This is a genomic window from Staphylococcus sp. CoH_129_LAB_1 (genome assembly GCF_058191515.1).
On the sequence record NZ_JBXWKZ010000006.1, the window covers coordinates 41063 to 56509 of the forward strand.

Annotated in this window: 15 protein-coding genes and 1 riboswitch; of the genes, 7 read left to right on the top strand and 8 right to left on the bottom strand. The window is 30.3% G+C overall.

Annotation, left to right across the window (positions count from 1 at the left end; translation table 11 throughout):
• Window positions 1-174: 174 nt before the first annotated feature.
• Window positions 175-393 (top strand): DNA-dependent RNA polymerase subunit epsilon, encoded by a 219-nt coding sequence (locus AC2FB1_RS03300; RefSeq protein WP_490673858.1) that lies wholly within the window; start codon window positions 175-177, stop codon window positions 391-393.
• Window positions 393-2072: a ribonuclease J1 gene (rnjA, locus tag AC2FB1_RS03305; RefSeq protein ID WP_490673859.1), complete on the top strand. Its 1680-nt coding sequence runs from the start codon at window positions 393-395 to the stop codon at window positions 2070-2072. Before AC2FB1_RS03300 ends, rnjA begins: the two co-directional genes overlap by 1 nt.
• 49 nt (window positions 2073-2121) lie before the next feature.
• On the opposite strand, the gene AC2FB1_RS03310 is transcribed toward rnjA, so the two are convergent.
• From AC2FB1_RS03310 to AC2FB1_RS03320, 3 genes are all read right to left on the bottom strand, one after another.
• A complete protein-coding gene (locus AC2FB1_RS03310) occupies window positions 2122-2781 on the bottom strand; it encodes a potassium channel family protein (RefSeq protein WP_490673860.1) in 660 nt (219 codons plus the stop codon).
• 124 nt (window positions 2782-2905) lie between these two features.
• Window positions 2906-3922, bottom strand: coding sequence for a cytochrome d ubiquinol oxidase subunit II (locus tag AC2FB1_RS03315; RefSeq protein ID WP_490673861.1), 1017 nt, complete (start codon window positions 3920-3922; stop codon window positions 2906-2908).
• The gene (locus AC2FB1_RS03320; protein ID WP_490673862.1) at window positions 3922-5268 is read right to left on the bottom strand and encodes a cytochrome ubiquinol oxidase subunit I; all 1347 of its coding nucleotides are present in this window, start codon (window positions 5266-5268) and stop codon (window positions 3922-3924) included. Before AC2FB1_RS03320 ends, AC2FB1_RS03315 begins: the two co-directional genes overlap by 1 nt.
• 196 nt (window positions 5269-5464) lie before the next feature.
• Between AC2FB1_RS03320 and AC2FB1_RS03325 the strand changes: the two genes are divergently transcribed.
• On the top strand, window positions 5465-5698 hold the full coding sequence (locus tag AC2FB1_RS03325; protein WP_490673863.1) for a glutaredoxin family protein: 234 nt from the start codon (window positions 5465-5467) through the stop codon (window positions 5696-5698).
• A gap of 53 nt (window positions 5699-5751) precedes the next feature.
• Here AC2FB1_RS03325 and ptsP read toward each other — a convergent pair whose 3' ends face one another.
• The 5 genes from ptsP to auxA form a co-directional block, all read right to left on the bottom strand.
• Window positions 5752-7467 carry a phosphoenolpyruvate--protein phosphotransferase gene (gene ptsP / locus AC2FB1_RS03330; protein WP_490673864.1) on the bottom strand — a complete coding sequence of 572 codons (1716 nt, stop codon included), beginning with the start codon at window positions 7465-7467 and terminating at the stop codon, window positions 5752-5754.
• A gap of 2 nt (window positions 7468-7469) precedes the next feature.
• Window positions 7470-7736: a phosphocarrier protein HPr gene (locus AC2FB1_RS03335; protein ID WP_002448249.1), complete on the bottom strand. Its 267-nt coding sequence runs from the start codon at window positions 7734-7736 to the stop codon at window positions 7470-7472.
• 273 nt (window positions 7737-8009) lie between these two features.
• Window positions 8010-8552, bottom strand: a complete 543-nt coding sequence (locus AC2FB1_RS03340; RefSeq protein WP_490673865.1) for a DUF697 domain-containing protein — start codon at window positions 8550-8552, stop codon at window positions 8010-8012.
• 67 nt (window positions 8553-8619) lie between these two features.
• The gene (locus AC2FB1_RS03345; protein WP_490673866.1) at window positions 8620-9792 is read right to left on the bottom strand and encodes a class I SAM-dependent rRNA methyltransferase; all 1173 of its coding nucleotides are present in this window, start codon (window positions 9790-9792) and stop codon (window positions 8620-8622) included.
• A gap of 153 nt (window positions 9793-9945) precedes the next feature.
• On the bottom strand, window positions 9946-11241 hold the full coding sequence (auxA, locus tag AC2FB1_RS03350; RefSeq protein WP_490673868.1) for a lipoteichoic acid stability factor AuxA: 1296 nt from the start codon (window positions 11239-11241) through the stop codon (window positions 9946-9948).
• 150 nt (window positions 11242-11391) lie between these two features.
• Here auxA and graF point away from each other — a divergent pair, with 150 nt between their 5' ends.
• The 4 genes from graF (at window position 11392) to AC2FB1_RS03370 (ending at window position 14704) form a co-directional block, all read left to right on the top strand.
• Window positions 11392-11511, top strand: coding sequence for a glycopeptide resistance-associated protein GraF (graF, locus tag AC2FB1_RS03355; protein WP_002448238.1), 120 nt, complete (start codon window positions 11392-11394; stop codon window positions 11509-11511).
• A 205-nt stretch (window positions 11512-11716) separates the two neighbouring features.
• A riboswitch (TPP riboswitch) is annotated at window positions 11717-11818 on the top strand.
• A 92-nt stretch (window positions 11819-11910) separates the two neighbouring features.
• Window positions 11911-12486 (top strand): ECF transporter S component, encoded by a 576-nt coding sequence (locus AC2FB1_RS03360; protein ID WP_490673869.1) that lies wholly within the window; start codon window positions 11911-11913, stop codon window positions 12484-12486.
• Between the two features lie 12 nt (window positions 12487-12498).
• The gene (locus AC2FB1_RS03365) at window positions 12499-13902 is read left to right on the top strand and encodes an ABC transporter ATP-binding protein (protein WP_490673870.1); all 1404 of its coding nucleotides are present in this window, start codon (window positions 12499-12501) and stop codon (window positions 13900-13902) included.
• Entirely contained in the window at window positions 13895-14704 is an 810-nt protein-coding gene (locus tag AC2FB1_RS03370; protein ID WP_490673871.1) for an energy-coupling factor transporter transmembrane component T family protein, read from the top strand. Before AC2FB1_RS03365 ends, AC2FB1_RS03370 begins: the two co-directional genes overlap by 8 nt.
• The last annotated feature ends 743 nt before the right edge of the window (window positions 14705-15447 follow it).

Below are 15447 nucleotides of genomic sequence, written 5' to 3' on the forward strand. Positions count from 1 at the left end.
AATTTGCCTTTAAGCACAGTAAAATAAATATTATTTTATATTAAAAAATTTAAATTGCCTGTTATATAGCATTCAGGTTAAATGTAAAAATAAATAAACATGTATATTCTATTTAATTTCTACTAGTGCTCATAAGACAATAGATAAACATTTATTTAGGAGGAAATATATACAATGGCAGTATTTAAAGTATTTTTTCAACATAATAAAGACGAAGTAATTGTTCGTGAGAACACCAATACAATTTATGTTGAAGGTGAAACTGAAGAACAAGTAAGACGTTATTTAAAAGATCGTAATTTTAATATCGAATTTATTACTAAATTAGAGGGCGCACATTTAGAATACGAAAAAGAACACTCTGATCACTTTAATGTGGAGAACGCTCAATAATGAAACAACTACATTCTAATGAAGTAGGTGTATATGCTCTAGGTGGCCTAGGTGAGGTTGGTAAAAACACTTATGCTGTGGAGTATAAAGATGAGATTGTTATCATCGATGCAGGAATCAAATTTCCTGATGATAATTTATTAGGTATTGACTACGTTATTCCTGATTACGCCTACTTAGAACAAAACCAAGATAAAATTGTTGGTTTATTTATTACTCATGGACATGAAGACCATATAGGTGGTGTGCCCTACCTATTAAAACAAATTAATGTACCTATTTATGGTGGCCCTTTAGCTTTAGGTTTAATTCGCAATAAATTAGAAGAACACAATTTATTGCGTAATGCTAGTTTGAATGAAATTACTGAAGATAGTGTTATAAAATCTAAACATTTTGAAATTTCTTTTTACTTAACTACGCATAGTATTCCAGAAGCATATGGTGTTGTTGTTGATACACCTGAAGGTAAAATTGTCCATACTGGTGATTTTAAGTTTGATTTTACACCTGTTGGCGCCCCTGCAAATATTGCAAAAATGGCAGAGCTTGGTAAAGAAGGCGTATTATGCTTGTTATCTGACTCTACTAATGCACTAGTTCCTGATTTCACATTAAGTGAACGTGAAGTTGGACAAAATGTCGATAAAATTTTCCGTAATTGTAAAGGTCGTATTATTTTTGCAACATTTGCATCAAACATCTATCGTGTCCAACAAGCTGTGGAAGCAGCAATTAAATATAATCGTAAAATTGTAACTTTTGGTCGTTCAATGGAAAATAATATTAAGATTGGTATGGAGCTTGGTTACATTAAAGCACCACCAGAAACATTTGTTGAGCCTAATAAAATTAATAATATTCCTAAACACGAGTTACTTATTTTATGTACTGGCTCTCAAGGTGAACCCATGGCTGCACTTTCTCGTATTGCTAATGGTACACATAAACAAATTAAAATTATACCTGATGATACTGTAGTATTTAGTTCATCACCTATTCCTGGAAACACTAAAAGTATCAATCGTACGATTAATGCATTATATAAAGCTGGTGCAGATGTTATTCATAGTAAGATTTCTAACATTCATACATCAGGACATGGCTCCCAAGGTGACCAACAGTTAATGCTTCGCTTAATTCAACCTAAATTCTTCTTACCTATTCACGGCGAATATCGTATGCTAAAAGCGCACGGTCAAACGGGTATTGATTGTGGTGTTAAAGAAGAAAATGTCTTTATTTTAGATATAGGTGACGTTTTAGCTTTAACACATGATTCTGCGCGTAAAGCTGGTCGAATTCCATCAGGTAATGTATTAGTTGATGGAAGTGGCATCGGTGATATTGGTAATGTAGTTATTCGTGATCGTAAATTATTATCTGAAGAAGGACTGGTTATTGTTGTAGTAAGTATTGATTTCAATACAAATAAACTTCTTTCAGGTCCAGATATCATTTCACGTGGTTTTGTTTACATGCGTGAATCTGGCCAATTAATTTATGATGCACAACGAAAAATTAAAACAGACGTTATTTCAAAACTAAATTCAAATAATGATATTCAATGGCATCAAATTAAGTCTTCAATTATTGAAACATTACAACCGTATTTATATGAAAAAACAGCTCGTCGTCCGATGATTTTACCCGTTATTATGAAAGTAAATGAAGCATAAAAAAGAAAGTGGGACATAATTCAAAATGAATTTTGTCCCACTTCTTTTACTATCTTACTATTTTTTTCTCAAAACGATTTAAATCATTATCGTGTCCGATCATTATCATAATATCTCCAATTTCAATATTCATATTTGGATTTGGTGAAACGATAATTTCTCTTCCTCTTTTAATTGCAATAATATTAATCCCGAATTGTGCTCGGATGTCTAAATCTCTGATTGTTTGACCAGTTAATTTTTCACTTACTTTTAACTCTACTAAAGAATGTTCATCTGCCAGTTCAAGGTAATCTAGTACACTTGCACTTGCGACATTATGTGCAATACGACGACCCATATCTCTTTCAGGATGTACTACAGTATCCGCACCGATTTTATTCAAAATTTTTGCATGATAATCATTTTGTGCTTTGGCGGTAACTTTTTTCACACCTAATTCTTTCAGTATTAGAGTTGTTAATGTACTAGATTGAATATTCTCACCTATTGCCACAATGACATGATCAAAATTTCGTATACCTAAACTTTTCATTACTGCTTCATCAGTAGTGTCAGCTACAACAGCATGTGTCGCAATTTCACTATATTCATTTACTCGATCTTCATCTCTATCAATAGCCATAACATCCATATCTAAAGCATTTAACTCTCTTACAATACTTCCTCCAAAGCGACCTAATCCTATTACTACGTACTCTTTCTCCATGAATTTGGAAACTCCTATCTAAAAAAATAAGAGCTAAAATGATAAGTTAATTTATATACTAGAAACTTATTTAAAGTTCTATAAATATAAATCACTTTCATTTCAGCTCCTCCCTTAATTTAAATTACTTTTTACCTTCCACATATTGTTTATCGAAAACGAACAATCTCAATAATAATATTAACGATGGAAGTAATAAAAGTAAACCTAAAATAAAGACGATTGTTAAAGCTAAGCCCATTGATGAATTTACACCTGAATCTGAAATTTTAATATATGGATAAAGAATATATGGTAACTTACTCATGCCATATCCATAAAAAGCGAAAGCCATTTGTAAGATAACCATAATAAATGCTAAACCGTGGTACTTTTTAATCATATTTAAAATTCCCGCAATTAAAAAGAAAATAAAACTAATTGCAAACATCCACCAATAATGTGCAATTGCATTATAAAAATGATTAGAGTTTTGTATTCTTAATGATAAAAATACAAACAATGAAATAATAATCATCGGTGGTCCCCAGAACATAAACCATTGACGCATAAACTTATAAGCTACAGTATCCTTAGCTTTAGAAGCATAGTACGTTAAAAACCCTGATGATATATATAATACACTTACAATTGCTAAAAATACAACTGACCAAGCAAAAGGACTTAATAATAACTGTATCCAATCTAAATCAAAATGATTACCTTTTTCATTAATGTAGCCACCTTCTGAGATAGTCAGCACTGTTGCAAGTGATGCAGGTATTAAAAGTCCAGTAACACCATATAAAAATATCCAAGGTAATTTATTATCTTGTCCATAATGTTCAAAAGCATAAAAACTGCTTCTAATAGAAATAAGAATTAAACCAATTGAACCAGGAACTAATAACACTGTACCTAAATATAGAGCTGAATCTGGGAAAAATCCTACAAAACCTACAAAGAAAAATACGAAAAATACATTTGTTACTTCCCATACAGGATTTAAATATCTTTCTATAAGATGATTAATCTTTTTTTCTTCTCCAGTTAATTTTGTATGCAATGTTAAAAACCCAGCACCAAAATCAACGGACGCTACGATAATATAACAAAATAGGAAAGTCCATAATACGGTAATACCGATACCAGTATAGTCCATTATTCCTGACCTCCAATCACTTTATCAATATCCTCGCGAGCTGGTTTATTTCTAAACATTCTCAATAATACATAAGCAGATGTAAAGAGAAGTACAAAATATAGTAAACCAAATAGAATTGTCACTAACGTAATTCCACCTGCTTGTGTAGCAGCTTGACTGACACGCATATATCCTCTAACAATCCATGGTTGACGTCCCATTTCAGTTAAGAACCAACCGAATTCTATAGCAAGCATTGATGCAGGACCTGTTAAAAGCACTGCATAAAGCATCACTTTTTTAGTTATAATAGGACGTAGTTTTTTAAGCAATAGTGCTAATATGAAAATACCTGATACGATAAAACAAAAGATTCCCATGGATACCATTAAATCAAAGAAATAATGAACGATTAATGGAGGTAAATCACTTTTTGGAAACTCATTTAAACCTTTTACTTTAGTATTAATATTATTATCAGCTAAAAAGCTAAGTAATCCAGGAATTTTTATGGCTCCTGAAACTTCTTGAGTTTTTTCATTTAAAACACCGAAAAATACTAAGTCTGCTTTAGAATGTGTATCAAAGTGCCACTCATACGCAGCTAATTTTTCTGGTTGTACTTTATGAAGAAACTTAGCAGATATATCTCCAGCTAGCATTGATAATAATGTTTGGATAAATCCAAGAATCATAGTCATTTTTAACGCTTTTTTATGATATGGCGCATCTTCACTATATTTATTTTTCAATAATTTAAATGCCGCGATTGCAGCTAAAATAAACGCCATCGTCATACCAGCTGTTGCTACAACATGAAAAGCTCTAACTAAGAACGAAGGATTGAACATTGCTTCAAATGGTTGAACATTAACCATTTTGCCCTTTTTCATTTCAAAACCTGCAGGAGTATTCATAAATGAGTTCACTGAAGTAATAAAGAATGCTGAAAATGAACCACCAATAATAACAGGTAAACTAATTAAAAAATGTATCCATTGATTTTTAAAACGATTCCATGTATATAAGTAGATACTTAAAAAGATTGCTTCAAAGAAGAAAGCAAATGTTTCCATGAAAAGAGGAAGTGCGATAACATGACCACCCATTTTCATGAACGTAGGCCAAACAAGTGACAGCTGTAATCCAATAATAGTTCCTGTTACTACACCAACTGCCACTGTAATCGTATAACCTTTCGACCAACGTTTTGCTAATGCTATATATTTAGGATCTTTCTTTTTAATCCCTAAAAACTCTGCGATTGCAAACATTAATGGCATTCCTACACCTATGGTAGCAAAAATAATATGAACGCCTAATGTCATACCTGTCAAAAAACGACTAATTTCGACAGAATTCATACCTAATCACCTTTTCTATAATTTAAAATTAAAGACAATAGATTTAAATTATATACCCTAAGCATAAGTAACTAAAATAGTTTTGATTAATTTTTAATAGAAAATTCAAATGAGATTCACATAAAATTCACAGTTTGCAATTTTTTATTACTTTATATATAGTAGAAAATGTATAATTAAAAGGAGAATATCATTTATGTCTAAAATAGTTATCTATACACAAGATGATTGCCCACCTTGTAATTTTTTAAAACATTATTTAACGGAACATCATATTAATTATATTGAAAAAAATGTTAAGAATCATTCTTTTCGTAATGAAATGATAGAATACGATGCCTTCTCTACACCATTTATCTTATTAAATGAGATGCCTATGTATCATGTAGATTTAGAAGAAATCAACAAAGCTTTTGATATCCAAGCGTAGTAAAAAAGAGTGAAAGAGAATTTATCATTACAATTCTCTTTCACTCTTTAATATTATTTAGAAATATGATGAACAAGTTCTTTAACTTCATCTTGTGTTGCACAGTTAATGGCACGATTTGCTAATTCAGTCATTTCGTTTTTACTTAAACCATTAATTTGTCTTCTAGCTTTAAGAATAGAAGTTGCACTCATAGAGAACTCATCTAATCCTAAACCTAATAATAATGGAATTGCTGTTTCATCGCCAGCCATTTCACCACACATGCCTGTCCATTTACCTTCTTTATGCGAAGCATCAATGACTTGTTTAACTAAACGTAAAATCGCTGGATTATATGGTTGGTATAAGTATGAAACACGTTCAGACATACGATCAGCTGCCATAGTATATTGAATCAAATCATTTGTTCCTATACTAAAGAAATCTACTTCTTTAGCAAAGACATCAGCTAACGCAGCAGTAGAAGGAATTTCTACCATAATACCTAATTCGATATCATCAGAAACCTCTTGTCCTTCATTAGTTAATTTATCTTTTTCTTCTAAAAGAATAGCCTTAGCATCTCTAAATTCTTTAATAGTAGCTACCATTGGAAACATAATATTTAATTTACCATAAGCAGATGCACGTAATAATGCACGTAATTGTGTTCTAAAGATATCTTGTTGATCTAAGCACAAACGAATTGCACGATAACCTAAGAATGGATTCATTTCTTTAGGTAAATTTAAATAAGGTAATTCTTTATCTCCACCAATATCTAAAGTACGCACAACAACACGTTTATCTTTCATAGTTTCTAAAACTTTTTTATACGCTTCAAATTGTTCGTCTTCAGTTGGCATTTGATCTCTACCCATATATAGGAATTCCGTTCTATAAAGACCAATTCCTTCAGCACCATTTTCCATAACGCCATATAAATCGTCAGGTGTACCAATATTAGCAGCTAATTCTGCATGTTCACCGTCAACAGTTACAGTTTCAGCATCACGAAGTTTTTGTAATTCTTTTTTATCTTCAAAGAAACGCTCACGTTTATTTTGATAAGCAATGAGTTCATCTTCAGTTGGATCTACGATAACGTCACCAGTAATACCATCAACAATAATCATATCTCCTTGTTTTACTTCATGAGTAATCGATTTAGTACCAACGACCGCTGCAATTTCTAATGAACGACTCATAATTGCAGAGTGGCTTGTACGTCCACCAATATTGGTAACAAACCCTTGAACGAATTCTTTATTTAATTGTGCAGTATCAGATGGTGTTAAATCATTTCCTATAATAACTACACTTTCATCAATCATGCTAGGATTTGGTAAATCCACGCCTAAAAGATGTGCAAGTACACGTTTAGAAACGTCACGAATATCAGCTGCACGTTCTCTCATATATTCATTATCCATAGATTCAAAAATGGTAATGAATTGAGTCGTAACCTCATTTAATGCTTCGGGTGCATTTACTTTTTCATTCGCAATTTTATCTTCAATTGGCTGAATTAGTTCTGGATCATCAAGTACAAGTAAATGTGCATCAAAAATAGCAGCTTTATCTGCACCTAATGATTTTTCAGCATTATTTCTAATCTTTGTTAATTCAATTTTGGAAGCTTCTAAAGCATTTCTGAATTTTTTTATTTCAGCATCAGTGTCAGTAATCTTCTCATTCGTAAATGATAAATCAGGTTCTACTAGTAAGTATGCTTTGGCAATTGCAACTCCATCTGAAGCTGCAATACCTTTAATTAAATTAGACATAGTTACTCTGTTAAACCTTCTTTTGATAAAACTTCACTAATGGCTTGAATTGCATCTTGTTCATCGCTTCCATCAGCATAGATAGTGATTTCAGCATCTTTACCTACGCCTAAACTCATAACGCCCATAATTGATTTTAAATTTACTTTTTTACCGTTATATTCTAATTGAATATCTGAGTCAAATTTAGATGCAGTTTGCACTAACATTGTAGCTGGACGTGCATGAATTCCAGTTTCGTCAACAATTACATATGATTTTTGTTCCATAATCTATTTCTCCTCCATAAGTTAGAAAATTAACCTTCTTATTATCTAACATAACAAGTTTTATACTCTAACACTACCAAAATATATAACTAAATTCAATTCTTATATAATTGAATTATTATAGAAAAATTCACTTATGTGAATAAAATAGCAGTCATTATATAAGTAATCAAACAAAGTTTGATTACTTATATTAGTATAGCTTTGTGTTAGCCAATTTTCTATTATTATATTTAACTTTCTTCCCTTTTATTATACTACAATTTTAAAAAATTAAATAATATCACGTAAAACTTTTTCACACTTTTCTATGTGATCTTGACCTAATTTATTCATAAAGTAGTAACTAATTGAAGCTGAAACAGCTTGTCCTACTACCGGGAACCATTTTGTTTGTTTTGCTGCTGTACGCTTAGCAACATCTCTAATGACTAATTTTAACGCGCCACTAGTTACTTTTTCACCAATCATTGAACTACCTTGAATTGCTGCTGCTGATAAAATGCGTTCTTTAATATCTTCGCCGAGAGAATTGACTTGTTTTTGATCAAGCCCGTAAATTTTATTAACATCTTCAATAATATCTCTCATCAATTTGATATCCACACCAAAGTCTAATCCTGGAATTGGCACAACACTCATTCCTGAAGATAATAAAGATTTTTTCTTAACGACTGCTTCAGCTTTTTCTCTACGGTGTGCAATTTCTTTTTCATTTTTAGGTAAGATATCTTTTTCGTTAATTTCTTCTATATCAAAAACTTTTTTACCAACTTTATCAGTAACTCCATTTGTAATTTTATTGATAATACTCATTTACTAACTCACCTTTCATTTTTCCCATAATATATTTAACACACATTTAATACCCTTTTTCAGTACTTTAATGCTTAATATTTATGAATACTGCTTTTAAATATTTAGAATTTTTATAATGTGGATGAGTTTTAAAGTCTTTCGGTAATCCCATGACTTCTTCTATTTCATATTCTACGTTAGCTTGTTCCAATGTTTTCTTGATTACATTTTTAAATGCTTTTAAAGAAAAAACACTTGAATTTGTACATAATAGTAATGTACCATTTGGTGCTAAAACGTCTAAAGCGCCAGTAATTAAATCATCATAATTTTTTTGTACCGAGAAAGTTTTCTTTTTATTACGCGCAAAACTAGGAGGATCGATGACTATTGTGTCATATTGCTTTCCGTGACGTGCGGCATAATTGTAAAAATCAAACGTATCCATGACATAGATATATTGACTCTTAGGGTCTATACCATTTAATCCAAAATTTTCTTCCGTTAATGTACGAGAACGATTAGCTAAATCTACACTTGTTGTTACTTTAGCATTTTTAGATGCTATCACTGAGAACGCACCCGTATAACTAAATAGATTTAAAATACTTCTATCATTAGAAAAGTAATCACGTAACTTTTTACGAACTTCTTTTTGATCTAAAAATATTCCTGTCATCAATCCATCATTTAAATCAACATTATAAAATGTAAAGTTTTCTTCAATGACTATAGGAAATTCTGGAGTTTCTCCAAGTACATGTCCTCCTGTGTATTCCGTATCTTTAAAACGCATTTTTTCAAAAACAGATTCAAATTTAAATACTTTTTTTATTGCTTCAATAATTATATAACGAAACTTATAAATTCCTTTTGAATACCATTGAATAAGTAGATGTCCATTATAATTATCAATAGTTAAGCCTCCAACGCCATCTCCCTCAGCATTAAATAATCTAAATGCGTTGGTTCCCTCTATATTATAGTAATACTCCCTTTCTTCTAGCGCTTTTTCAAATAAATCTTCAAAGAAAGTAATATTGATATCTTCATTTTGGCTATATGTGATTACCCATCCTAAGCCTTTATGTTGACGTCCTACATAGGCTGTTGCAATATATTGGTTATTTTCAGTAACTATATTAAATAAATCGCCTTCTTTTAAATGATCATGTTGAAAAATATCTTCTTCTTCAACCAAAGGATATTGATTTAAATACTTAGTTTCTTTACCTTTATTTAAAATTGCTATTTTCATTTTAATTTCTCCTATTTTAATTGTTTTTATGAATCTGTTATGATTTACTCTACTATTTTAACAAACTTAAAATCCCTCACCTAAACATTAAGTCAAAAAAGGAAGTGGAACAAGAATTCAAAAAATGAATTGTGTCCCACTCCCTTTCACAGATTATGGTTTTTCTTTTAATTGTAATGAAAATGCTATAATTACAGGTATTAACATAATAATTAGTGTAGGTGTAATAAATATTGAAAGTAATAGACCATGAAGCATTATATTAATAAATTCAGTAAGCAATTTGAAAAATAGAATACTAATCATGAACAACTGTAAATAGTAAAATTTGCCTCTTAAAAAATGAGTGAATGTCGTAGCAATGTAAATAATAATAATAAAGAGTAATATTAACAATGTAATCCATTCAATCACGTATTGAGTTTGTGATAATTCCCATTCTCCATATACAAATAGAGCATTTCTGTTATTAAATTCTATAAATGTGAATAAGAACAAGATAAAACCACAGAAAATCTCTACATATGCTGGTTTAATCCATTTAGGACGTCTCATCCACTTAGGAATATCATCTTCTTCTATATCTACAATATTTTTAAATTTACTTTTAAATTTATCGCGTTTAGATCTAATTTTATCTAAATCCACACTTCTTCTTGTCTTATGTGCATATTCTGATGTTTTATCTTGAAGTTGTTTAAAATGAACTTTTGATTGAGTCGAAACGTTTCCTTTTTGAGTTCTTGATAATGTAGGCTCTTCTTCCCCTAATTCTTCTTTTGTTAAAGGTAATGCACGACGTAAGAATAAGAAGTTCCAAATTGCCGCTTGAGCTAGTAACCACATAATAATGAAGAATGTATTTACACTTAAAATATCAATAGGCTCAATCTCATTTGCGTCGATTTTACCATATAATGATATTTGAGTAATCAAGTAACTTATTCCATATGAAATAATAATCCATAAGTAATGGACTTTTCTATTTTCTTGATATAATTCATCTTTATAAACGATATATCCTGTATGAATCACAAATGGAATAACAAATATAATTGCCCAAAAGCCATATACTTGAGTCATCAATGTAATTGTAATAAGGAAGTATAAAATGCCAATGACTAAAAAGAAAATTGAGATGTCGTAATCATATTTGGTTGTTCTAAATAATGTAAATCCAATCCATATAACTAGAATACCAAACAGAATAATTATGACTGCGCTTACAACTGGAAAGTTGCCTATGAATCTACTCATCACTCTAATTATTTCACTAAAAAATGCATTAAGAAAGTCCCATATATTATGTATTTTTAAATCAACTTTTCCTTTATCCTTTAATTTATGAATTAAAGACAAATTGATTAAGATAATGAGACCTGTGAAGAGTGAAACGATACCGATTAAGTAACTATAGATAATCTCGGCGTGTTTCTTAAGAAAAGACATACAGTTCACCTCAAAATTAATTATATATGAACTTTCTATTCTTGTCTTTAATAAAAAATAAAATACTTCTCTAGACTGAGATAAGTTTATCTATTTATTGATTGGGTATATTACTATTGTAAAGTAATTTTTGAAAAGGAGTGTTGTCCTATGACACATGAAGATGCAAAAAAAGCAAAAGAATATGAAGAAAAATTAAAAGAACAAAAAGAAGAAAAAACTGACGATATTGAACAAACTAAACAAGACGTTCAAAATACATTAGACTAATTTAATAATTTTCAAATACTTATACTTTTTTAAGAATAGCGTATAAAAAATTATTTTATACGCTATTCTTTATTTTTATGTCAATTTTATACGAGTCATTCAATGTATAGAGCCATTAATTAATAATTATTTTTTTAAATTACTATTACTTAAAAGTACCTTGACATTCACTTTTAAAAGTCATACATTTAAATTAAAGAAAATATAAACGCACTAGGGGTGTACAGTACTGAGATGAGGCTTATCCTCAAACCCTTTGAACCTGATCTAGTTAAATACTAGCGTAGGAAAGTGTTAACTTAAATAAATTATGTTCTTAATAATCAATAGCATTTTTATTTAAATTTACGCACAACTTTTCTACGGAAGGTTGTGCGTTTTTTTAGGAGGAACTGTTTTATGTCTAAAGGTTTAAAGCTTTCAGAAATTTTAGTAACTGTACTGATTGCTGTCATTTTTGCAATTATCTATAACCTATGGTGGTTACCGTATAATTTAGCACAGGTGGCAGGTATTCATTTAGAACAACTTACGTACGGTATTTGGTTTATGGCAGCTATTGTCGCTTACTTAATCATTCCTAAACCAGGTATTGCCTTAATCGCTGAATTTGCCGCTGGCGCCGGAGAAACAATTGTTATGGGTAAATTTGATATTCCAACTATAGTATATGCAATTTTACAAGGTCTTGCATGTGAAGTTGTATTTGCTATTTTTAAATATAAATCACGCTCAATGATGGTAGCAATGTTAGCAGGCTTAGTAACAGCATTAGTATCTTTCCCTGTAGACTATTTTTACGGTTATTTAAATGAAGTTGCAGGATGGAACTTACTTCTATTTATTGTTTTTCGCGCTATTAGTGGTATTGTACTTTCAGGTATACTCTCTTATCTAATTGTAAGAGCATTAGATAAAACTGGCGTTACTAAATTATTCCGTCCTGCCTCTCAAAAAGACTATGACAACCTATAAGGGGAAATGATTGTGTTAAAAGTCAAAAATTTACGCCTTAAATATCCTAATGGCGATCGAAAAATTTTCGATAATTTAAATATAGAAATTAAAGATAAAGAAAAAGTGCTTTTACTAGGTCCTTCTGGATCTGGTAAAAGCACATTGCTTAATGTCCTTAGTGGTATTGTTCCTAACCTCATAGAATTACCTATGAAATATGATGAACTAGATATTGACCCTCATTCTGGGGTCATTTTTCAAGATCCAGATACACAATTTTGTATGCCAAAAGTTTATGAAGAATTAGCTTTTGTCTTAGAAAATCGACAAGTACCAAGAGCAGACATGAATGAACAAATTAAAAAAGCACTTGCGTCAGTAGACTTAGATGTGGATGATTCAACCTTCGTAAATAATTTAAGTGGCGGTATGAAACAAAAACTTGCTATCGTCGAAACTATTTTACAAAAAGCTGATACACTCTTTTTAGATGAGCCTACAGCTATGTTAGATGTCCAAGCAACTGCTGACTTATGGCAACGATTAATTCAATTATGGACTGATCAAACAGTACTAATTGTTGAACATAAAGTAGAACATATTTGGCACCATGTAGATCGAGTCATATTAATGAACTATGATGGGGAAATTATAGCTGATAATACACCTGATTACATACTCAATCATTGTGAATCTTTACTAACCGAATTCGGTGTATGGCATCCACATGCATGGGATTACGCTCCTATCCGAAAAGACTTAACTCCGCAATTATCTAAAACACTTTTTAAATTTCAAAAAGGTCAAATTGTTCGCGGTAAGAATTTGTTATTTAAGATTCCTGAACTAAATATCCATCCTGGAGAATGGATTACAATTACTGGAAAAAATGGAGCTGGTAAAACTACCTTACTCGAATCAATGATGCAATTAGTGAAATATAAAGGTGAAATGTTTTATAATGGGAAATTATTAAAAAAAATCAAAGATGCTGCACGACATATGTATCTTGTATACCAAAACCCTGAACTTCAATTTATTACAAATTCAGTTTATGAAGAGATAAATATCCATTATAATCATCTTGATAAAACAAAGTCGAAAGAAGAAACTGAACATCTTTTAAAACTTTTACATTTAGAAAAAGTTAAACATCAACACCCCTTTGAAATTTCTACAGGCCAAAAACGTCGATTAAGTGTAGCAACTGCCCTAAGTTCAAAAGCCGACATTATATTGTTAGATGAACCCACATTTGGACTTGATAGTCATAATACATTTCAACTTATTAAACTATTTGAACAACGTGTTGAACGAGGTCAAACAATCGTAATGGTGACGCATGACCCTGAAATTATTAATCGTTATCCAACACGTCGACTAGAAGTAGAAAATGGAAAAGTTTCAGATTGGGAAGGTGAACCACATGTTTGAACGTTGGAAAAAGCGTCATACACTTGTTGATGATGTAAATATTATTACAAAGTTAATTCTTGGAGTTTTATTATTTATATTTATCATCTTTGTTCACAACTTTGACTATATGATTTATATCTCTTTATTAATGTTTATATTTTTATTAGCTTTCAATGGTACAGCTTTTAAAGTTATTGGTGCATTTTTATCAGCAACAATTTTCTTTGCTTTGCTATCATCGTTATTTATGATTCTATATGGTGATGGTACACACATGTTGTTTGAGTGGGGAATTATTCATGTTAGTACCGAAAGTGTAGTAAGAGGTCTTCATTTATCCCTAAGAACAATTACAGTTTCAATGTTTGGTGTATTAATTGCATTAACATCACAAATTGTTATGATTTTTTATAGTTTGATGCAACATCTAAAAGTAAAACCTAAAATTGCTTACGCATTTATGGCTGCTATTCGTATGGTGCCACTTATTTTTACATCATTTATTCAATTACGACGTTCTTTAAAAATGCGTTATCAAATGATTGATGCTTCCAACTATCGAGGTTTGAAACGACTAAAACATTTATTAATTCCAATACTAAGTCAAAATATACGTCGAGCACATCAATTATCAGTTGCTATGGAATCAAAAGGATTTAAAGATGGGCCGCGTACTTACTATTATAAAGCACCTTTTTCATATAAAGATATTATTTTCGTTATTATGACAATTGCTTTATTAATTTGTGCTTTTTATTTATCTCAATATTTTCCTATCACTGGTATCAAAGATGCTCGTGTTTCAGAAATGTTAGGATAATTGATAAAGAGTTGTCCAGGACATAAAGTTTCCGGATAAGTGAAAAAAGACAATTTCTATTGAAATAATATAGAAATTGTCTTTTTTATAATTTTTTGATTATTTTCAACTTGTTGAGCTGTTACTTTTCTCATAATTAAGTGCCATTAGCACAAATCCTAGTTCTCTTTTGGCTTTATTTATCCCTTGAACGGACATTCGAGTGAACCTTAAAATAGCTTCATAAATCTAAAAACAGGCTCCACATCAATTTTTCTTTGACTGTATATGGCTTTTGTTTTTGGTTCTGAAAGCTTTTTATTAATTTGGGCTTTAAAATATTCCTAATTATAATTTTTCATTATTTTTTTTATTCGTTTTTGAATTGAATTTAAAAATGGTATCATCGTTCTTGTATTAATCGGATTTTGATACAATAAGACAAAATAAATTGGGAATTTGTCGCTATTTGTAAATAATACCCTGGCTTGAGTTGTCCATTTTTCATATAATCTTCTTTCATTCTCATAAATGTGGCATCATGGTCTGTTTTAGAATAACTATTTCTATCATTTAAAATAGATTTTTGGACTTCATATCTATGCTCTCGCTCAGAGCGCTCATTAATTTTCTTTTTGTATTGTTTAATTTTAGTTCTTTTAAGCCGTATTTATTTTCTTATTTTAGTACATTTTTTATTATCGATATATTGGTTTAAATCTTCGATGTCTTTATCTAAATGACTATCAATCAAATCTATTTTT